The organism is Streptomyces sp. NBC_00258, assembly GCF_036182465.1.
GTDB lineage: Bacteria > Actinomycetota > Actinomycetes > Streptomycetales > Streptomycetaceae > Streptomyces.
The window spans coordinates 3,711,950-3,732,160 of sequence record NZ_CP108081.1; the positions used below are offsets into that span (position 1 = coordinate 3,711,950).

The window sequence follows — 20,211 nt, forward strand, 5'->3', positions numbered from 1 at the left end:
ACCGCCCTCCGCACGGCAAAGGGCCGCACCCCCGTCCCCGGGAGTGCGGCCCTCGACTGCCGTACCGGACCGCATAACTTGCGGTGGTGGCTGCCTACTTGCGGATCAGGCTGCGCAGCACGTACTGCAGGATGCCGCCGTTGCGGTAGTAGTCGGCCTCGCCGGGGGTGTCGATGCGGACGACCGCGTCGAACTCCACACCGGTGTCGGTGGTGACCTTGACCGTACGGGGGGTGGTGCCGTCGTTCAGCTCGGTGATGCCGGCGATGGAGAAGGCCTCCTCGCCGGTCAGGCCGAGGCTCTCGGCGGACTGGCCCTCCGGGTACTGCAGCGGGATGACGCCCATGCCGATGAGGTTCGAGCGGTGGATGCGCTCGTAGGACTCGGCGACGACGGCCTTGACGCCCAGGAGCGCGGTGCCCTTGGCCGCCCAGTCGCGGGACGAGCCGGAGCCGTACTCCTTGCCGGCCAGGATGACCAGCGGGGTGCCCTGCTCGATGTAGTTGCGCGAGGCGTCGTAGATGAAGGAGACCGGGCCGCCGTCGACGGTGAAGTCGCGGGTGTAGCCGCCCTCGGTGCCGGGCGCGATCTGGTTGCGCAGGCGGATGTTGGCGAAGGTGCCGCGGATCATGACCTCGTGGTTGCCTCGGCGCGAGCCGTAGGAGTTGAAGTCACGCCGCTCGATGCCGTGCTCGGTGAGGTACTTGCCGGCCGGGGTGTCGGCCTTGATGGCACCGGCGGGCGAGATGTGGTCCGTCGTCACCGAGTCGCCCAGCTTGGCGAGGACACGGGCGCCGGTGATGTCGGAGACCGGGGTGGTCTCCATCGTCATGCCCTCGAAGTACGGGGGCTTGCGCACGTAGGTGGACTGCGGGTCCCACTCGAAGGTGTTGCCGGTCGGGATCGGCAGCGCCTGCCACTGGGCGTCGCCCGCGAAGACGTCCTGGTAGGACTTGTTGAACATGTCCTCGCCGATGGCGTTCGCCACGACGTCGTTGACCTCGGCCTCGGTCGGCCAGATGTCGGTCAGGAAGACCGGCTTGCCCTCCTGGTCGACGCCGAGGGCGTCGCGCGTGATGTCCACCTTCATGGACCCCGCGAGGGCGTACGCGACGACCAGCGGCGGGGAGGCCAGGTAGTTCATCTTGACGTCGGGGTTGATCCGGCCCTCGAAGTTACGGTTGCCGGAGAGCACCGAGGTGACGGCCAGGTCGTGGTCGTTGACGGCCTTGGAGACCTCCTCCGGCAGCGGGCCGGAGTTGCCGATGCAGGTGGTGCAGCCGTAGCCGACGAGGTTGAAGCCGACCTTGTCGAGGTAGGGGGTGAGCCCCGCCTTGTCGAAGTAGTCGGTGACGACCTTGGAGCCGGGCGCGAGAGTGGTCTTCACCCAGGGCTTGCGCGTGAGCCCCTTCTCCACGGCCTTCTTCGCGACGAGCGCGGCGGCGACCATGACGTACGGGTTCGAGGTGTTGGTGCAGGAGGTGATGGCCGCGACCGTCACCGCACCGTGGTCGATCTCGTACGTGGAACCGTCGGCGGCGGTCACGGTGACCGGGTTCGACGGAGCACCGTTGGGGTGGTTGGCCGGGGCGTCGGAGGCCGGGAAGGACTCCTTGCCGGCCTCGTCGGCGGTGTCGACGTAGTTGCGGACGTCGCTCTTGAACTGCTCGGCGGCGTTCGCGAGGACGATCCGGTCCTGCGGGCGCTTCGGACCGGCGATCGACGGGACGACCGTCGCCAGGTCCAGCTCCAGCTTCTCGGAGAAGTCGGGCTCGGCGGCCGGGTCGAGCCAGAGGCCCTGCTCCTTGGCGTACGCCTCGACGAGGGCGACCTGCTGCTCGCTGCGGCCGGTCAGCTTCAGGTACTTCAGCGTCTCGCCGTCGATCGGGAAGATCGCGGCGGTGGAGCCGAACTCCGGCGACATGTTGCCGATGGTGGCGCGGTTGGCGAGGCTCGTGGCCGCCACACCCTCGCCGTAGAACTCGACGAACTTGCCGACGACACCGTGCTTGCGGAGCATCTCGGTGATGGTCAGCACGAGGTCGGTGGCGGTGGTGCCGGGGGTCAGCTCACCGGTGAGCTTGAAGCCGACGACTCGCGGGATGAGCATCGAGACCGGCTGGCCGAGCATCGCGGCCTCGGCCTCGATACCGCCGACGCCCCAGCCCAGTACACCCAGGCCGTTGACCATGGTGGTGTGCGAGTCCGTACCGACGAGGGTGTCGGGGTACGCCTGCCCGTTGCGGACCATGACGGTCCGCGCGAGGTGCTCGATGTTCACCTGGTGGACGATGCCGGTGCCCGGCGGGACGACCTTGAACTCGTCGAAGGCGGTCTGGCCCCAGCGCAGGAACTGGTAGCGCTCGCGGTTGCGGCCGTACTCCAGCTCGACGTTCTGGGCGAACGCCTCGTTGGTGCCGAACTTGTCGGCGATGACGGAGTGGTCGATGACCAGCTCGGCGGGGGCCAGCGGGTTGATCTTCGCCGCGTCGCCGCCCAGCTCCTTCACGGCCTCACGCATGGTCGCGAGGTCCACGACACAGGGCACACCGGTGAAGTCCTGCATGATCACGCGGGCCGGCGTGAACTGGATCTCCTGGCTGGGCTGGGCCTGCGAGTCCCAGTCGCCAAGAGCACGGATGTGGTCGGCGGTGATGTTCGCGCCGTCCTCGGTACGGAGCAGGTTCTCCAGCAGGACCTTGAGGCTGTACGGAAGGCGGGCCGAGCCTTCCACCTTGTCCAGCCGGAAGATCTCGTACGACTCGTCGCCCACGCTGAGCGTGCTACGGGCGTCGAAGCTGTTCGCCGACACGACAGTCTCCTTCATTCATGTGCGCGTACCACCGCATCCTGCCGCCACGCCCTCTTGGCCGATCCGCTAAGGTAAGGCTAAGTTAGGTAACCCTTACCGGTCCGGGCGGCTGCGGCACGCCTCGGCAGATATCTCGATGTCGAGATAACTCTAGTACATGACCGCTGGGCGGTCATGCCCGGAGGGTGTGTCCTGTTGCACGCGAACGCCCGCCGACCTGCTCCGGGAGGCATCTCAAGACGGCCGAAACAGTGCCGCGGGGCAGCCGCGAGAACGGGCCCGGCGCAGCCCAGGACACGGACCCGGACCCGAACCGGGCCTGGGGGCAAGCCCGTTCGGCGTATCGACCGGCATCCGGGGTACCCGGCGACGGACGACAAGGAGGCACGTATGCCCCTCACATTCCGTAAGAGCTTCCGGATCCTGCCGGGAGTACGGCTGAACATCAACCGCCGCTCGTGGTCCATCACCAGCGGCGGCAAGAACGGGCCGCGGCGCACACACAGCAGTACGGGCCGCCGGACCACCTCGATGGATCTGCCGGGCCCCTTCGGCTGGCGGCGCACCACGACCAAGCGCCCCAAGCGCCGCTGAGGGTCCGTCACCCTCTCGGACCCCCCGAGATGCCACATCTCATATGTGAGATAGCCTGCCGCCATGGCAGACGACTACCTCGTACGCATCGGTAAGCTCATCCGTGACGCCCGTCAGCACCGGGGCTGGACACAGACGCAGCTGGCCGAGGCGCTCGGCACCAGTCAGAGTGCGGTGAACCGCATCGAACGCGGCAACCAAAACATCAGCCTTGAGATGATCGCCCGAATCGGTGAAGCGCTGGACAGTGAGATCGTCTCGCTCGGCTACGCGGGTCCGATGCATCTGCGGGTGGTCGGCGGCCGTCGGCTCTCCGGCTCCATCGACGTGAAGACCAGCAAGAACGCGTGCGTGGCGCTGCTCTGCGCGACGCTCCTGAACCGGGGCCGCACAGTGCTGCGCCGCGTCGCGCGCATCGAGGAGGTGTACCGCCTTCTGGAGGTGCTCGGCTCCATCGGCGTACGCACCCGGTGGATCAACGGTGGCGTCGACCTGGAGATCGTGCCGCCGGCCGAGCTGGACATGGGGGCGATGGACGCGGCGGCGGCCCGTCGCACCCGCTCGATCATCATGTTCCTCGGCCCGCTGCTGCACCGCATGGACAGCTTCACGCTGCCGTACGCCGGCGGATGCGACCTGGGGACGCGGACGATCGAGCCGCACATGATCGCGCTGCGCCGGTTCGGTCTGGACATCGCGGCCACCGAGGGCCTCTACCACGCGCAGGTGGACCGCAAGGTGACTCCGGGCCGCCCCATCGTGCTGACCGAGCGCGGCGACACCGTGACCGAGAACGCGCTCCTGGCCGCCGCACGCCACGACGGCACGACCGTCATCCGCAACGCCTCGTCCAACTACATGGTCCAGGACCTCTGCTTCTTCCTGGAGGCACTGGGCGTACGCGTCGAGGGCATCGGCACCACGACACTCACCGTGCACGGCGTGCCGACGATCGATGTGGACGTCGACTACTCCCCCTCCGAGGACCCGGTCGAGGCGATGAGCCTGCTGGCCGCGGCGGTCGTCACGGAGTCCGAGCTGACCGTGCGCCGGGTGCCGATCGAGTTCCTGGAGATCGAGCTGGCGGTCCTGGAGGAGATGGGCCTCGACCACGACCGTACGCCGGAGTACTTCGCGGACAACGGGCGTACGCGCCTGGTGGACCTGACCGTCCGGCCCTCCAAGCTGGAGGCGCCGATCGACAAGATCCACCCGATGCCGTTCCCGGGCCTGAACATCGACAACGTCCCGTTCTTCGCGGCGATCGCGGCCTCGGCGCAGGGCAAGACCCTGATCCACGACTGGGTCTACGACAACCGCGCGATCTACCTCACGGACCTGAACCGCCTCGGCGGCCGCCTCCAACTCCTCGACCCGCACCGGGTACTGGTCGAGGGCCCGACCCGCTGGCGCGCCGCCGAGATGATGTGCCCGCCGGCCCTGCGCCCCGCCGTCGTCGTCCTGCTGGCCATGATGGCGGCCGAGGGCACGTCCGTCCTGCGGAACGTGTACGTCATCAACCGCGGCTACGAGGACCTGGCCGAGCGGCTCAACTCGGTCGGGGCACAGATCGAGACCTTCCGGGACATCTGACCGGACGGCCGGCCAACCTGAGGGCCCTTGCCGACCAGCACAAATACTGGTCGGCAAGGGCCCTCGGCAGCATGCCAACTCCTCCACCTGCGTAACTGTACCTTCCGGATGGTACAGTTACGGCTATGCGACCGAGTTCGAGAACCCAGATCCTGGACGCCGCGATCCGTGTGACGGAGAAAGAGGGGATCACGAGCCTGACCCTGGAGTCCGTGGCCGTGGAGGCCGGACTGACCAAGGGGGGCCTGCTGTACCACTTCCGTACCCGGGAGGAGCTGCTGCTGGCGATCCAGCGGTATCTGACCGAGGGATGGGAGAAGCAGCTGGAGGCGAGGCTCGGGAAAGACTTCGCGGAGGCGACGGCGGCCGAGCGCGCGATCGCCTACACGCTGATGGACATGGAGAGCGCGCCGCGCAAGGCGGACCTGGCGTTCATGGTCGAGTCGGCGTCCGACCCGGAGCTGGCGCAGGTGTGGAACGCCCTGGTGGACCGGTGGGTGCCGGTGCCGTCCGACCCCGATCCGGCGCAACTGGAGCTGTTCCTGGCCCGGATGGCCGCGGACGGTCTGTGGCTCTTCGAGGCGACCACCGGGACGAAACTCACGCCCGCGGTGAAGGATGCCCTGCGGCAGCGGATCGCCGCGCTCACCGAATCGGCCTCCACGCCGTGACCCACAGGCTCAGCGCCCTTCCGGCACACCGTCGAATCCAGAAGATCCGAGGTACGACATGAGCAAGGCACGACGCTGGTGGGTCCTGTTGACCGTCTCGGCGGGGCTGTTGCTGATATCGGTGGACATGACGGTGCTCTACACCGCTCTGCCCACCCTGACCGGTGACCTGCACGCCGACGCCTCGCAGAAGCTCTGGATCATCAACGCCTATCCGCTGGTGTCGGCCGGCCTGCTGCTGGGCACCGGCACGTTGGGCGACCGGGTGGGACACAAGCGGCTCTTCCTGGCCGGCCTGGTCATCTTCGGTGCGGCGTCGACGATGGCCGCCTTCGCCCCCACCCCCGGGATGCTGATCACCGCGCGCGCCTTCCTGGCGGTGGGCGCGGCGACGATGATGCCCTCGACCCTGGCGCTGATCCGGCTCACCTTCGAGGACGAGCGGGAACGCGGGGTGGCGATCGGCATCTGGGGCACGACGTCGGTGGTCGGCACCGCGCTCGGACCGGTCCTCGGCGGCTTCCTGTTGGAGCACTTCTGGTGGGGTTCGGTGTTCCTGGTCAACGTGCCCGTCGTCCTGCTCGCCCTGGTCGCGGCGGTGTTCCTCGCGCCGGGCGGATCCGGCCGCGCGGACCGCCCCTGGGACCCGGTCGCCTCGGTCTACGTGATGGTCGGCCTGGTCGCGCTGGTCTACGCGATCAAGGAGACCACCAGGCCCGACCCCGCACCCCTGCACATAGTCGGGGCGCTACTGGTGTCCTTCCTCGGCTTCCGGGCCTTCCTGCACCGCCAGCGCACTCAGCCCTACCCTCTGATCGACTTCGCGCTCTTCCGCAACCGGCCCCTGCTCGTCGGCGTGCTCGGCGCCGGCCTCGCGATGTTCGCCACCGCGGGCATCCAGCTCGTCCTGGCCCAGCGCCTCCAGCTGGTCATCGGTCACACCCCGCTCAGCGCCGGCCTGCTCGTGGCCGCGTGCGCGCTGGGCGCCCTGGTGGCCGGGGTCGTCGTCGGCGGCCTGGTCCACCGGGTCAGCGTGCGCACGCTGATCGGCGGCGGTCTCGCCACCAGCGCGCTGGGCATCCTGCTCACCCTCCTGCTCACCCCCGGCGCGGTCCCCCTCCTGGACTCCGCGCAGAGCTCCGGCTGGGTCGTCCCCGGCCTGATCCTGGCCGGCGCGGGTCTGGGCACCACGATGACCGCCGCCTCCGCCGCGATCATCGGCGGCGCCCCGCCCCACCGCGCCGGTATGGCCTCCTCGGTGGAGGAGGTCTCGTACGAACTGGGCAGCCTCACCGGTGTCGCAGTGCTCGGCAGCGTGCTGACCGCCGTCTACACCGGCACGGTCACCCTGCCGGCGGGCACCCCCGGCACCGCGGCCGACAGCCTGGACGAGGCCCGCGCCACCGCCGACCACCTGCCCGCGGAACAGGGCCGCCCCCTGCTGGACGCCGCCACATCCGCCTTCGACAACGGCTACAACGCGACCCTGGTCATAGCCACCGCCCTCCTGGCCGCCGGCGCCCTCTTCACCTACCGCTACTTGGGGCGTACTGCCAGCTCGGCGAACACCTCGACGGCGCGGTCGAGTTCGGCCTCGGTGTTGTAGTAGTGCGGCGAGAGCCGCACCAGCGGATGGACATCCCGGTCCTCGGTGTCGAACTGGGTGTGCGCCGCCACGGTGGTGGTGACATTGATGCCGCGGGCCGCCAATGCGGCAGCGACATCCGCGGTGGCCACGGCATCGACCTTGGCGGTCACGATCGCGCACCGCTCCCGACCGAGGTCGTACGTCGTGACACCGGGCACGGCGTCCAAACGCTCACGCAGGCGGGCGCCGAGCTCGAAGGCACGCCGCCCAATGTGCTCCATGCCGATCTCCAGAGCCTGTTCGACGGCGGCGCTCAGGCCGAGCACGTTGGCGTAGCTCACCTCCCAGGTCTCGAAGCGCCGGGCACCGTCGCGCCAGGTGAAACTCCGCTTCCCGTCCCAGGTGGCGGAGGCGATCTCGCTGACGTACGGCTCCAGGTGGTCCAGCGCTTCGGAGCGCACCCACAGAAATCCCGTTCCGCGGGGGCCCCGCAGGAACTTCCTGCCCGTGGCGGTGAGCATGTCGCATCCGAGTTCGGCGACATCGACCGGGAACTGGCCGACGGACTGGGTGGCATCGAGCAGGAAGGGCACACCCGCGGCCCGGCAGACGCGACCGATCTCGGCCGCGGGGTTGACCAGGCCGCCGCTGGTGGGGACGTGGCTGACACCGACCAGCCTGGTCCGGTCGTCGATCAGCTCCGCCAGAGCCGCGGTGTCGAGTTGCCCGGACTCGTCATTGGGGACGACGACGACCTCGGCGCCGGTACGCCGGGCGATCTGCAGATAGGCGAGGACGTTGCTTCCGTACTCCGCGCGGCCGGTGAGGATGCGGTCGCCCGGCGCGAAGGTCATGGAGTAGAACGCGGCGTTCCAGGCGTGCGTGGAGTTGTCGAACAGCGCGACCTCGTCGGGGCGGCCGCCCACGAGCCTTGCGATGTTCGTGTAGGTGGCGTCGATGCGGTCCCGTTCCCGACCGGCGGCCTCATATCCACCGATGGCCGCCTCCAGCTCCAGATGCTCGGTCATGGCCCGAAGGGTCCTCCGCGACAGCAGCCCGGCCCCCGCGTTGTTCAAATGAACGCGGTTCGCGGTACCCGGTGTGTCCCGGCGGATCGCTTCGATGTCCATTCCCTGCCCCATCCCTACGGTCGGCCCCCTCCGCCTTCCTTTCCCAACCACCCCAGCCACCACTCGGGGCTCCGCCCTGGGCTTCTGGGTCCGGCGCGGCTCCGTCGTGGCTGATCGCGCAGTTCCCCGCGCCCCTGAAGGGGCGCCCCCCTCTGGCGGGGGCCGGATGTCCACCGGCCGAAGGGGACGTGGCGGGATGTGTGGCCGCAGCATACGAGGACACCAGTTGTCGGCCACCGTGCGGCAACCGCGCCTTACGTCACCGGCTGCGGACGCACATCCCGCCACGGCCCCGCACCCAGAAGACGAACCGAAACCCCCACCCACCCAAGGGGCGCGGGGAACTGCGCGACCAGCCACAACACACCCGCGGCCGAAAACGAACCTATCCCCCAAACCCCCGAAGCGTCCGAGCCTCACGCACCAGGATCTTCTCGTCGTCGTCGGGAACGAACTCCAGAAGAACATCCAGCGGCCCGCCACCACCCAGCCCCCGCAGCCGATCAAAAACCGCCCCCCACAACTCGGACCGCACGGACAGCGGACGCCGACTCGTCCCCGGCCACCACGAGAACGCATGAACGGCGGCCACCTGGTCGATCACCGCGTCGAGACCAACAAGCGCATCCGAGTCGGCCACATCGAGCGGCGGCTGCCAATACGTGAGCACGTCAGGCCTCCCCACCTCCTCCAGCAACCGCAACGCACGATCAGCCCCATCGGTGAGCGTGTTGCGATGGAACTCGTAAGCGAGATACACGCCCACATCGGCCGCAAGCGCCGCCACCCGCCGAGTGTCCTCGACGACCGCCGCCCGTTCCTCCGCCGACGCCTCCTCCGTACCCGTCGCCCCCGCCCAGATCCGAATACGCGCAGCCCCGAGCAGCACAGCAGAACGAAGGACTCCGTCGAACTCCGCGGGGTCGGTAAGCCCGGCGCGGTAGTACGAGCCGTACGAGGCCACAGCGAGCCCCGCCTCCTCGGTGGCGCCGCGAACCCGGACGGCCGCGGCCCCGTCACCCGCAGGTACGTGGACGTCGGCGCCCCACTCCACACACTCCAGCCCCGCCTCGACCGCGGCCGCGAGAACCCCGGCCACATCGAGGTGCCGCAGGGTGACGGAACACAACCCCAGCCGCAGCGTCACGCCGACTCCTCGGTGACCGAGAGGCCACCCACACCACCCGCACCGAAGTCCACGACCGTACGCCCCCCATCCCCCCAACGAACAGCAACAACAAGCCCACTCACCTCAACCCCGACCCCGACCCCGGCCCCGGCCCCGGCCCCGACCTGCCCGGCAATCGGCGCCGCACCGGCTTCCCCGGTGAGGGACGCCAACGCAACGAACACCGTCCCCTCTCCCCCCTCACCAACAGTTCCGGTGAGCTCGGGAAGGAGCGCCCAGGCTCCATACGCCGTCCCCTGCGGCGCCCGCACCACGCACGGCGTCTCCCAGCCGTACAGCCCGACCAGTTGACTCGTCACCTCCGCCCCGTCGAGCCGTACCTCCGCGCCCTGTTCGACCTCGGGGACGGTGCCCGGCGGCACCGCAACAGCCCAACCGCTGTGATGGACCGGCGTCCCCATCGGCACACCGACCGTGCGATGCACACGCAGTTCGAGCCTGCCGCGGGCCAGCGTCAGGCTCTCGATCCGCGCCGAGGGAAGAACTGGCCCGCCCACCGGGAAGACGGGCCGATGCCACGAGGCGAGCCAGTCACGCCCGGCACCCAGCGGGTGAATGCGTACACGGGCACTCCGCATGCCACGGGCCGACAGGGCGACATGGTTGTCGGAAGCGTTGGCCGCGCTGGTCGGACCGGTGCGCGTGGAGTACGCGAGCCGGGCGTACAACGGGTTGCCCGGGGCCCGCTCCGGCTCCCGCGAGTCGAGCTTGTAACTGCCGTGGTTGTGCAGACGCGCCAGCCCGTCCGCGCCCGTGGTCTGGACGAGCAGCCCGGGCGAGGGGAGGGCGAGCACACGGTCGGCCCCCTCGACCGGCGCTCGCCCCTCCGTGGCCGTCCACACCGGATCCTCGGCCGGGATCAGCAGCGAGAGGAACCCTTTGGAGGCCCAGTACGGGGAGCCGGGCCCCGAGTACCGCTGGAGAGTCGCCTCGTGCGGCCCGTACCAGCCAAGTCCGAGGAGCCCGTCCGCGGTCGGCGCACCCCGGTCGGCAAAATGGCGCAGCCCTCCGCTGAGGATGCGGCGGGTGACGCCCGGGTCGAGCGGTGTCTCACCGGTGAGCGCACCGAGCGCCACGGCGGTGACGGCCGCGAAGCGGTACGTCAGCGAGCGCCCGTGGTGAATGGGCGCGCCGTTCGCGTCGAAGAGCAGCGCGAACCCGTCCAGGAACTCCCGCAGCCGCGGCCCGAGTCGGTCGAGCAGCGCCCGGTCCCCGGTGAGGTGGGCGTGCAGCAGCGGGTAGAAGTGGAGGGCCCAGCCGTTGTAGTGGTCGAAGGAGCGGCCGTCGCCGTCGGAGTACCAGCCCTGGCCCTGGTACCAGCCGTCCAGCAGGCCGAGCCCGCGGTCGATCGCCCCGCGTGTCTCGGCGTCGCCCCGCCCGACGGACTCCAGGAATCCGGCCACGGTCAGCGGGAAGAGGTACCAGTTGTTGGGGGCGGGCGTGTGCCGCAGCGCGCCGCGCAGCCACTGCTCGACGCGGTCCTGGTCGGCAGCGGGGAGGGTGTCCCAGGTCCAGGGCGTGGTCAGCCGCAGGGCGAGCGCCACGGAGGCGGACTCCACCATGGGCTGGCCCTGGATGCCGTGGTGGCCTATCTCCGGCCAGGACTCGGCGTCGTCGCGGCCGGGCGTGCGGGTGCCGCGCGCGACGCCGGCTGTGTAGCGCTCCAGGAATCCGTGCGGGTCCTTGCCGGAGGCCCCGGCGGTGCGGAACGCGGCGAGCAGGAACGTACGGGCGAACCCTTCGAGACCGTCGGAGCGCACGCCCGACTGGGAGGGCGGGCCGGGCAGGTCGATCAGGGCGTGGCCGGGGGTGGCGTAGCGGAGGGCGGCGGTCAGCAGCCGGTCGCCGGTGGCTTCCCAGTGGGCGCGGGTGTAGCCGGTGTACGGGCTGAGAGTGCGGTCTTCCTCGGGGGCCGTGGGCAGCGGGTGTTCAGGCATGGGAGGGGCCATGTCTCCTGTTCGTTCCGTCGGTTTCCGAAGGCGGCTGCGATGGACGGGTGGGGTCAGGCGAGGCGGGCCAGGTGTTCGGGCCGGACGGGGTGGGCGAAGGGCCGTCCGAGGGCGTACGACTCGATCTCGGCGAGGGCCAGGTCGGCGAGGCGGCGCAGTTCTCCGCCCTTCGAGCCGGCGATGTGCGGTGTGATGAGGACGTTCGGGCAGTCCCACAGCGGTGAGTCGGCGGGCAGTACCTCCGGCTCGGTGACGTCGAGGACCGCGTGGAGCCGCCCGGACACCAGTTCGCCGGTGAGAGCGGTCTGGTCGATGACCGCGCCGCGCGCGGTGTTGATCAGCGTGGTGCCCGTACGGAGCCGGCCCAGCAGCTCGCGGCCGACCAGGCCGCGGGTCTCGGGCAGCAGCGGTGTGTGGACGCTGAGGACGTCGCTGACCGCGAACAGATCGGGCAGGGAGACCGGCTCCGCCCCGAGATCGCGTGCCTCGGTGTCCGTGACGAAGGGGTCGTGGAGCAGCACGTTCAGGTCGTGCGGGCGGAGCAGGTCGATGACGCGGCGTCCGATGATCGAGGCGCTGAGGATGCCCACGGTCCTGCGGTAGTTGCCCGCGTCGGGGTGGCGTGCGTTCCAGTCGATGCGCCGGCGCTCGGTGCGGTAGGTCCGGGCGGTGTCGAGGACGCGTTTGTTGGCGAGCAGGATCATGGCGAGGGTGTACTCGGCGACCGGCACGGCGTTGGCCGCGGCGGCGGAGGACACGGTGAGGCCGCGCTCCCAGCAGGCGGCGGTGATGTGGTGGCGTACGGTCCCGGCGGTATGCACGACGGCGCGCAGCCGGGGCGCGGCGTCGAGTACCGCCGCGTCGATGGGCGGGCAGCCCCAGCCGGTGACGAGCAGGTCGGCGTCCGCGAGCGCGTGGTGGGCGGCGGGGGTGGTGAGATCGTCCAGGACGAGCCGCGGGTCGATGTCGGTGAGGGCGGCCAGCCGGGCCCGTACATCCGGGTCGAGGACCTGCTCGGCGGTCCGCTGTGCCATGGCGAGCACGGCACGCGGGCGTGGACGGGGCCGGAGGCCGGGATGGGTCACTTGACGCTCCTACGGGTCAACTGGGGCTCCTTGCACATCACTTGACGCTTCCGGCGGTCAGGCCGGACTTCCAGTAGCGCTGCAGCGTGACGAACGCGACGATCAGCGGCACGACGGCGAGCAGCGAGCCGATGACGACGAGCGGGTAGTACTCGGGCGAGACGGTGGCGGAGCTGTTCCAGGTGTAGAGCCCGAGGCTCAGCGGATACAGGTGCTGGTCGGAGAGCATCACCATCGGCAGGAAGAAGTTGTTCCAGATGGCGGTGAGCTGGAACAGGAAGACGGTGACGAATCCGGGGCCGAGCATGCGCAGACTGACGCGTATGTACGTCTGCAGTTCGCCCGCGCCGTCCACGCGGGACGCCTCCAGCACCTCGTTGGGTACGTAGCCGCTGCTGAGCAGGCGGGCGAGGTAGACGCCGAAGGGGTTGAACAGGACGGGGATGAAGACCGCCCAGAAGGTGTTGACCAGGCCGATCTCGGAGGCCACCAGATAGAGCGGGAGGGCGAGCACGGTCTGCGGGACCATGACGCCGGTGAGGACGAGCCCGAACAGCTTCTCTTTGTGCCGGAACTCGTACTTGTCGAAGGCGTATCCGGCGGAGACGCTGATGAGGGAGCCGACCAGGGCGCCGCCGACCGCGTACAGCAGGCTGTTGAGGTACCACTCGCCGTAGAGTCCGCCGTCCATGGCGAAGAGGTCGGAGAGGTTGCGCGAGAGGGAGAAGTCGCCGAGGGAGAAGATGTCCGAGCCGAAGAGGGCGTCGGCGTTCTTGGTGGACGCGAACAGCAGCCACAGGGCGGGCATCATCGTGTAGAGGGCGGCGATCAGCACGACGGCGTTGGCGACGCCGCGGCTGGTGAGTCCGGATCTGCCGAAGGGGCGGCCGAGTGGCTTGGCGGTCGGCCCGGCGGACGGGGCCGTGGGGGTGACGGGAGTCGTCGTGGTCATTTCGCGCTCCGTTCCCGGTGGCCGGCCCAACGAGTTACCGCGAACGACAGGGCGCAGGTGACGACGAGGAGGATGACGGAGGCCGCGGAGGCGAGTCCGTAGTTGTTGCGGCGGAAGGCCGCGTCGTAGATGTACATGTTCGGTGTGAAGCGGGAGTTGACCATCGGCGTCGCCTGGTTCATCAGCATGGGCTCGGTGAACAGCTGCAGCGCGGCGATGAGGGAGAACATGCACACCATGAGGACGGACCCCCGGATGATGGGGATCTTGACCTGGAACGCGGTGCGCACGCCTCCCGCCCCGTCGATCCTGGCCGCTTCCAGCACCTCGCGCGGCAGCGCCTGGAGCGCTGCGTAGAAGATCACCATGTTGTAGCCGAGGCCGCTCCACAGGGCGATGTTGACGATCGACGGGAGCACGGTGTGCAGGCCCAGGAAGTCGATGGTGATGTCGGCCTCGGCGAAGAGCTTGATGACCGGGCTGAGCCCCGGGGTGTAGAGGTACAGCCAGATGACCGCCGCGATGATGCCGGGCACGGCGTGCGGCAGATAGAGCAGCATCTGCGCGGTGCGCCGCAGCCGGATCAGTCCGGAGTCGAGCAGCAGGGCGAGGCCCAGGGAACCGGCGACCACGAGCGGGACGAAGATCACGCAGTACAGGGCGATGGAGCCGAAGCCGGAGATGAAGCTCGGGTCCTGCAGCACGGCGAGGTAACTGCGCAGCCCGGTGAAGATGGTGCGGCCGCCGCCGAAGCCGAGGCCGTCGTGGTCCTCGGAGAAGAAGCTGAGGTAGACGGCATAGCCGACGGGGACGAGGAACACGGCGACGAGCAGCGCCGTGAACGGGGCGAGGAGCGTGACGTAGGCGAACCTCTGCTGTCGGCGTCCGGCTCTGCGGGTGCGGGCGGGGTCCGCCGGTGGCGGTGTGGTCCCCGTCCGTTTTCTGGAAGTCATCACTGTGCTCACGGATGCACCTCGGATCCAACCTGATGTGCGGCTCTGGAGGGGTGGTGTGCGGCGTGGTGCAGCACGGCTGCCGGTCAGCGGGTGGTGACGGACAGGCCGAGGCTCTTCAGGTCGGGCAGGGTTTTGCTCTGTGCTTCCCGGAGGGCCCCCAGGATGGTTCCGCTGCCGACACCGGCCCGCGCGAGCCCGTCGTCGCCGGAGCTGATCGTCGAGACCATGCGCGGTCCCCACTTCCATCGGGTGGAGATCAGCTCGGCCTCCCTCTGGAAGAGACCGAAGATGTCCTGGCCCGAGTAGTAGCTGGTGTCCATCTCCTTGCGGGCGACCGGGACCAGGTCGGTCACGGTCGGATACGCGCTGCTGACCCCGCTGGAGAGTTTGGCGCGCAGAGCGTCCGGGCTGGTGACCATCCAGGTGATGAAGTCCAGGGCTTCCTCGGGGTGGTTGCTGTCCTTGGTGACCATGAAGGTCGAGCCGCCCTGGGTGCCCAGGGACGGCTTCTCCGGGTCCCACTGCGGGGAGGGGGCGATGGCCCATTTGCCCTTGCCGCCCGGTGTGGAGGCCATCATCGAGCCCGCCGCCCAGGCTCCCGCCAGCCAGCCGGCCGTCTCACCGCTCTGCAGATGCGCCCGCCACTGCTGGCTGGACGAGGGTTCGACACGCACCAGGTCGTCGTCCACCAGGCGCTGCCAGTAGGCGGCGACCTTGCGGGTGGGGGCGTCGTCCATGGAGACGTTCCAGGACGTGGCGGAGGTGTCGTACCACTGCGCGCCCGCCTGCCAGGCGAGGCCGGCCATGGCGAGCGTGCCGCCGGTGGTGAAGAAGCTGGCGATACGGGAGCCGGGCTGTGCCTTCTTCAGCTTGCGGGCCGAACTCTCGAACTGGGCCCAGGTCTTGGGGACCGGGATGTCGTACTTGGTGAACAGGTCCTTGCGGTAGAGGAAGACCATCGGTTCGATGTCGACCGGCAGGGCGTAGGTGCGCCCCTCGAACGTGGTCAGGTCCATCGCCTGCGGGATGATCTTGCGGCGCACCGAGTCGGGCAGCATGTCGGTGATGTCGCGGGGCACACCGTCGATGGCGTAACTGGGCAGCTGGGGATACTCGATGGTGGCGACGTCGGGGGCGTTGCCCGCCCGTGCGGCGTTGCTGAGCTTGGCCCAGCCGCCCTGGTCGCCCGAGGGGACCTGCTCGAAGTCGACCTTGATCCTGGTGTGGGTGCGGTTGTACTCGTCCACGACCTCCTGGCTGCCGCGCAGCGCCGACCAGAAGGTGACGTGCACCGGCCCGTCGCCGACGCTGTCCCCCTTCCCGCCGCCGGAGCAGCCCGCCACCAGCAGCATGGCGAAGATCGTGAGCAGTGCCGTCACGGCCGCACCTGAGCGTCTGACTGCTGGGCGTTGACCAGGCATGGGCCCTCCCGCGTCGTTGCTGGGTCATGGGCATCCTCAGCGCCAGACGAAAAAGGCGTCAATACATCGAACAGAAGAAACTAAAGCGGTCAAACGAACACACCGGGACGCCAGGCGGAGTACCAGCCCGAATACCAGGGGACACCAGGGGGACACCAGGCGGCCTCGACGGGATCACGGACGGGATCAGACCACCGGCGCGGTCGTGGACTCCCTGATCACGAGGCCCGGCAGCAGTTCCATGTGCCGGGTGGCCCCGGGCCGCAGCCCGCCGCCCGCCATGTCGAGCCTTCGCAGCAGCAGCTCGACCCCGGTTCGGCCGAGTTCCGCCTTCGGCGGGGCGACGGCCGTCAGTGGCACCGGTCCCATGTCCGCGACCACGTCGTTGTACGCGACCACCGAACAGCGTCCCGGCACGTCGATTCCCGCCGCCAGCAGCCGTTGCACCAGCATCAGCGCGTCCATGTCGCTGTGGATCAGCACCGCGGTCGCGCCGCTCTCCCCGACCGCCTCGGCCAGGTCGGCAGCCCGCGGGTCGGCGAGGCGCGGGTCGGGACCTGCGGTGCTCGAACTGAGGATCGTGGGGCATCCCTCCGCGAGCCCCCGGGCGGCGGTCTGCTCGGCGAACTCGGCGCGGATGACCCGTGCGGTCGGGCTGTCGTCACGCGCAGCCAGCACGATCCGCCGGTGCCCGAGACCGACCAGGTGCCCGAGCGCCAGGTGCACGCCGTACGCATGGTCCGTGCGCACGCAGTCCAGCGAGTAGATCCCGCCGGCCCGGGCGGGGCGACGCTCCACCAGCACCGCCGGGACGTCCAGGGCGGCCAGCCACGAGTGGTCCGCCTCCGCCTCGGCCCGTGTGCGCCAGTGCGGGGACAGCAGCAGGCCGCGCGCGCCGGCGTCCACCGCCTGGCGCACCGCCTCGCGCTCCGACCCGCCGTCACCTGCGGTGATGTGCAGCGCGAGCCGCAGACCGGCCTTGGCCGCGGCCTCCCGCGCGCCCTGCACGGCCTCGGTGAGATAGGTGTTGCTCTCCGGTACGACCATGGCGACCGCGTCGCCGCCGACGGGGGCCTCCTCGGGCACCGGCCGCAGTGAACGCGCCACCCCGTGCCCGCGGCGCACCTCCCCACGCCGGGCCAGGTCCTCGACGTCCCTGCGCACCGTCACCACGGACACGCCGAGTTCGTCGGCGAGATCGGTGATGCGCGCGACACCCCGGTCCCGCACCGTCTCCGCGATCCGGTCCTGCCGCGTCCGCGCCGACTCCCGCATGTCCCCACCGCTCCCGCCCACGTCGGCCGCGCCGCCCGGCCACCACCGCACGGCGGCTCGCACGATCGAGTTTCGCGCGATGACCCCATCGTAGCGATCAATCGATCAAAACGGAGGTGACTTCGGCGGTATCCGCTGTCGGGGCACCTGCCGCTCCGGTGGTACCGGGCCTCAGCCGGACGGCCGCACGCCACGTGACGGCCGCAGTTGCGGTTCGTTGGACCGGGCACTGGACCGGGCGGGCGGTTTCCGGCGTGCGCCAGAGAGACCGCGCGGGGTCACGGAATGTGGCCTGGCAGGGCTGTTCCTTCTCACCCTCCGTGGGCGTCGAGCAGTGAACGTCACCAGGGAGAATCGCATCTACCTCCGCAGCAGTCCCATCCGTCCCGCCCGCTCTGCCCCAGGAACAGCCTTCATGCGCGTACAGCCGCTCTCCGTGGTCGCCCCCGCACCCTCCGGTCCGGACGGTGTCCTCGACGTCCCCCGGAGGCCCGCGTACCGGCCGCTTCGGTTGTGGGCGGGCCGCGTCCCGGTGCTCGCGGTCCTCGCCGTCCTCCCGCTGTACGGGGTGTGGGCGACGCTTCTCGCGACGGGTGGCGGCGATCTCGCGGCCCAGTACGCCTGGGCGGGATTCTTTGCCCGGAACCCGGACTCGGCCTACGGCCTGTTCTGGTACGGCGGTACCCACACGGCCAACTACAGCGTGCTGTCCCCTCCGTTGATGGCGATGCTGGGTGTACGGACCGCCTCCGTCCTGGCCGGGGTGGCCGCCACCTGGCTGCTGGGCTCGCTGCTGGAGCGGACCGTCGCCAGGGTGCCGCTGTGGCCCGCGCTGCTCGGCGCTCTCGGACTGTGGGCCAACGTCGCCTCGGGGCGCACCACGTTCGCCCTCGGGCTGGCCTTCGGACTCGCCGGCCTCCTGGCCGTGGCGGGCCGTCCGGAGCGGCGGGACCGGCTGACCGCGGGCGCCCTGGGAGCACTGCTGGCCACCCTGGCCAGTCCGGTGGCGGGGCTCTTCCTGCTGGTGGCCGGTGCCGGGTATCTGCTCGACCGGCGGTACGCCAAGTGCCTCGTCCTCTGCGTGCCACCCGTCGTCGTCTGCGCGTCGACGGCACTTCTGTTTCCCTTCCAGGGCGAGCAGCCCATGCCCGCGGTCCGGATGCTGCTGCCCCTGCTGCTGTCCGGCGCCGTGTTGTGGGCGGCTCCCCGCGCGTGGCGGGTGCTACGGGGCGGGGCGGCCGTGTACGCCGTCGGAGTCGTACTGACCTGTCTCGTCCCCTCGCCCATCGGCACCAACGTGGAACGGCTCGCGGCGCTCTTCGCCCCCGCGGTGCTGCTCGCGTGTCTGCGGGGCGCGGCCGGGTCCGGTGACGTCCGGCCCTCCTTGTGGCGGGTCTTCGTGCAACGGGTCTCCGCGCGGCAGACCTCGTGGTGGCAGACCTCCCTGCGGCGGACCGCCGTACGGTGGGCCGCCGCGTACCGGGCCACGGCACGCCGGATCACGGCACGCCGGGCCACCGACCGCCGGGCCGGCGCGCTCGCCCTGGCTCTCGCGCTCGCCGCGTCGGTCGCCTGGACCACCACGACGACCGCCAACGACCTGCGGGTCACCACGTCGGTGCCGGCCTGGGCCACGCACACCGGCGGCGTGCTCGCCGAACTCGAGCGGCTCGACGCGGATCGCGACCGGGTCGAGGTGGTGCCCGCCCGCAACCACCGCGAGGCCGCCCTCTTCGCGCCGCACGCGCAGCTGATGCGGGGCTGGAACCGGCAGTTGGACGTCGAGCGGGGGCGGCTGTTCTACGAGGGCGCGCTCGACGCTCCGCGCTACCACGCCTGGCTGCGCCAGTGGGCCGTGGGATACGTCGTCGTACCCGACGGGACACCCGACGGCCCCGCCGAGCACGAGGCCGCCCTCGTCACCTCCGGGCAGGACTGGCTTGAGCCCGTGTGGCACGACGCGTACTGGAGGATCTACCGCGTCCGGGACGCGGAGCCGCTCGTCTCGGCGCCCGCGCGAGTGGTGCGGGCGGGCGAGGCGGCCGTGGTGCTGAGGGTTCCGGGGCCCGGCACGGTGACGGTCCGGGTCCGGTACTCGCCGTGGCTGCGGGCCGCCGGGGCCTGCGTACGGCCGGCCGGACCCTGGACAGAGCTGACCGTGCGGCGGGCGGGCCTGTACCGGCTGGACTCCAGCTATGTGAGCGGGCCCACCGACGAGGACGGCTGCCTGCCGACCGAGGACGGCTCTCAACAGGACCTGCAGTGAACCGACAGGGGCGACGGTGGCCCGACAGAGGAAGCGGCACAGGCGGCAGACGGTGAACCCGAACCGGGCCCGCCCGCCGGGTCTCCTGGGACTCGGCGGGCGGGCCCGGCCCGGTACGTGCTCGTCGGCGGTCAGTCGACGAGCGTGACGTCCTGCTGCTGACGCGCGTGGAAGTACGGCAGCGGAAGGCCGCCACCCGAACGCAGTTCCATCACCGTGGCCTCGACGCGGGCCGCACCCGGCGTGAACCGTCCCGGCTCGGTGCGGTCGGTGTTCGTCCAGCGGTGCTCGGCGCCGTCGCAGACCGCGCTGGTGCCCCCGACCCCCTTGCGTGACTTGCCCTCGCCCTGGCCCAGCGAGGAGCTCACGAAGACCGGTCCGGTGCCGCCAGTGCAGCGGTAGGTGCCGGAGAGGGTGACCGTGCCGTCCGCGGCGACGCGGCCCGTCGGGTCGACCGTCACCGTCTCGAACGGCCCCGACCGTTCGGACAGTTCGTGCGAGCCGGCGACCGCGTGCGCGGACGACGCGGCAGTGAGCAGCAGCAGCGCGGCACCGGTGGCTGTGCCCATGACCTGGCGCAATGGCATTGGAGTACCTCCTGGGGTGGGGGTCTCCACAGGTACCGGCCCGGTGTGCTCGCGCGCGTGATCATCACCCCTTTGGTGGCGAGTCCGCACCATCCGTCCTGGGCACGTCCGTGTGTTGTCCGCGTGTTGTCACGCTTCCCTTC

General features: G+C 70.4%; 15 protein-coding genes. 5 read left to right on the forward strand and 10 right to left on the reverse strand.

Annotated elements, in window-relative coordinates:
- Positions 1–94: 94 nt before the first annotated feature.
- Positions 95–2,812: an aconitate hydratase AcnA gene (gene acnA, locus OG718_RS16530; RefSeq protein WP_143638375.1), complete on the reverse strand. Its 2,718-nt coding sequence runs from the start codon at positions 2,810–2,812 to the stop codon at positions 95–97.
- 390 nt (positions 2,813–3,202) lie between these two features.
- Here acnA and OG718_RS16535 point away from each other — a divergent pair, with 390 nt between their 5' ends.
- From OG718_RS16535 to OG718_RS16550, 4 genes are all read left to right on the forward strand, one after another.
- The gene (locus tag OG718_RS16535; RefSeq protein ID WP_143638373.1) at positions 3,203–3,406 is read left to right on the forward strand and encodes a DUF4236 domain-containing protein; all 204 of its coding nucleotides are present in this window, start codon (positions 3,203–3,205) and stop codon (positions 3,404–3,406) included.
- Between the two features lie 63 nt (positions 3,407–3,469).
- Positions 3,470–4,999, forward strand: coding sequence for a helix-turn-helix domain-containing protein (locus OG718_RS16540; RefSeq protein ID WP_143638371.1), 1,530 nt, complete (start codon positions 3,470–3,472; stop codon positions 4,997–4,999).
- A 125-nt stretch (positions 5,000–5,124) separates the two neighbouring features.
- Complete coding sequence (locus OG718_RS16545; RefSeq protein WP_143638369.1) at positions 5,125–5,670, forward strand: TetR/AcrR family transcriptional regulator; 546 nt, start codon at positions 5,125–5,127, stop codon at positions 5,668–5,670.
- A 58-nt stretch (positions 5,671–5,728) separates the two neighbouring features.
- Positions 5,729–7,276, forward strand: a complete 1,548-nt coding sequence (locus OG718_RS16550; RefSeq protein ID WP_143638367.1) for an MFS transporter — start codon at positions 5,729–5,731, stop codon at positions 7,274–7,276.
- On the opposite strand, the gene OG718_RS16555 is transcribed toward OG718_RS16550, so the two are convergent.
- The 8 genes from OG718_RS16555 to OG718_RS16590 all read right to left on the reverse strand — a co-directional run bounded on the left by OG718_RS16555 (position 7,207) and on the right by OG718_RS16590 (position 17,215).
- Entirely contained in the window at positions 7,207–8,286 is a 1,080-nt protein-coding gene (locus OG718_RS16555) for an aminotransferase class V-fold PLP-dependent enzyme (protein WP_260695274.1), read from the reverse strand. The two genes, OG718_RS16550 and OG718_RS16555, sit on opposite strands and share 70 nt — an antisense overlap.
- A gap of 487 nt (positions 8,287–8,773) precedes the next feature.
- Positions 8,774–9,535: a sugar phosphate isomerase/epimerase family protein gene (locus OG718_RS16560; RefSeq protein WP_223064932.1), complete on the reverse strand. Its 762-nt coding sequence runs from the start codon at positions 9,533–9,535 to the stop codon at positions 8,774–8,776.
- Positions 9,532–11,514, reverse strand: coding sequence for a DUF2264 domain-containing protein (locus OG718_RS16565; RefSeq protein WP_328844487.1), 1,983 nt, complete (start codon positions 11,512–11,514; stop codon positions 9,532–9,534). The genes OG718_RS16560 and OG718_RS16565 overlap by 4 nt, the downstream gene beginning before the upstream one ends.
- Before the next feature lie 65 nt (positions 11,515–11,579).
- Complete coding sequence (locus tag OG718_RS16570; RefSeq protein WP_328844488.1) at positions 11,580–12,560, reverse strand: hydroxyacid dehydrogenase; 981 nt, start codon at positions 12,558–12,560, stop codon at positions 11,580–11,582.
- A gap of 88 nt (positions 12,561–12,648) precedes the next feature.
- Positions 12,649–13,563 (reverse strand): carbohydrate ABC transporter permease, encoded by a 915-nt coding sequence (locus OG718_RS16575; protein ID WP_143638359.1) that lies wholly within the window; start codon positions 13,561–13,563, stop codon positions 12,649–12,651.
- Positions 13,560–14,516: a carbohydrate ABC transporter permease gene (locus tag OG718_RS16580; RefSeq protein WP_143638677.1), complete on the reverse strand. Its 957-nt coding sequence runs from the start codon at positions 14,514–14,516 to the stop codon at positions 13,560–13,562. The genes OG718_RS16575 and OG718_RS16580 overlap by 4 nt, the downstream gene beginning before the upstream one ends.
- 86 nt (positions 14,517–14,602) lie before the next feature.
- The gene (locus OG718_RS16585; protein WP_143638357.1) at positions 14,603–15,940 is read right to left on the reverse strand and encodes an ABC transporter substrate-binding protein; all 1,338 of its coding nucleotides are present in this window, start codon (positions 15,938–15,940) and stop codon (positions 14,603–14,605) included.
- A gap of 186 nt (positions 15,941–16,126) precedes the next feature.
- Positions 16,127–17,215 carry a LacI family DNA-binding transcriptional regulator gene (locus OG718_RS16590; protein WP_328847779.1) on the reverse strand — a complete coding sequence of 363 codons (1,089 nt, stop codon included), beginning with the start codon at positions 17,213–17,215 and terminating at the stop codon, positions 16,127–16,129.
- 415 nt (positions 17,216–17,630) lie between these two features.
- Here OG718_RS16590 and OG718_RS16595 point away from each other — a divergent pair, with 415 nt between their 5' ends.
- Positions 17,631–19,481, forward strand: a complete 1,851-nt coding sequence (locus OG718_RS16595) for a hypothetical protein (RefSeq protein WP_328844489.1) — start codon at positions 17,631–17,633, stop codon at positions 19,479–19,481.
- A gap of 131 nt (positions 19,482–19,612) precedes the next feature.
- On the opposite strand, the gene OG718_RS16600 is transcribed toward OG718_RS16595, so the two are convergent.
- A complete protein-coding gene (locus OG718_RS16600) occupies positions 19,613–20,068 on the reverse strand; it encodes a DUF6299 family protein (protein ID WP_328844490.1) in 456 nt (151 codons plus the stop codon).
- Positions 20,069–20,211 lie beyond the last annotated feature (143 nt).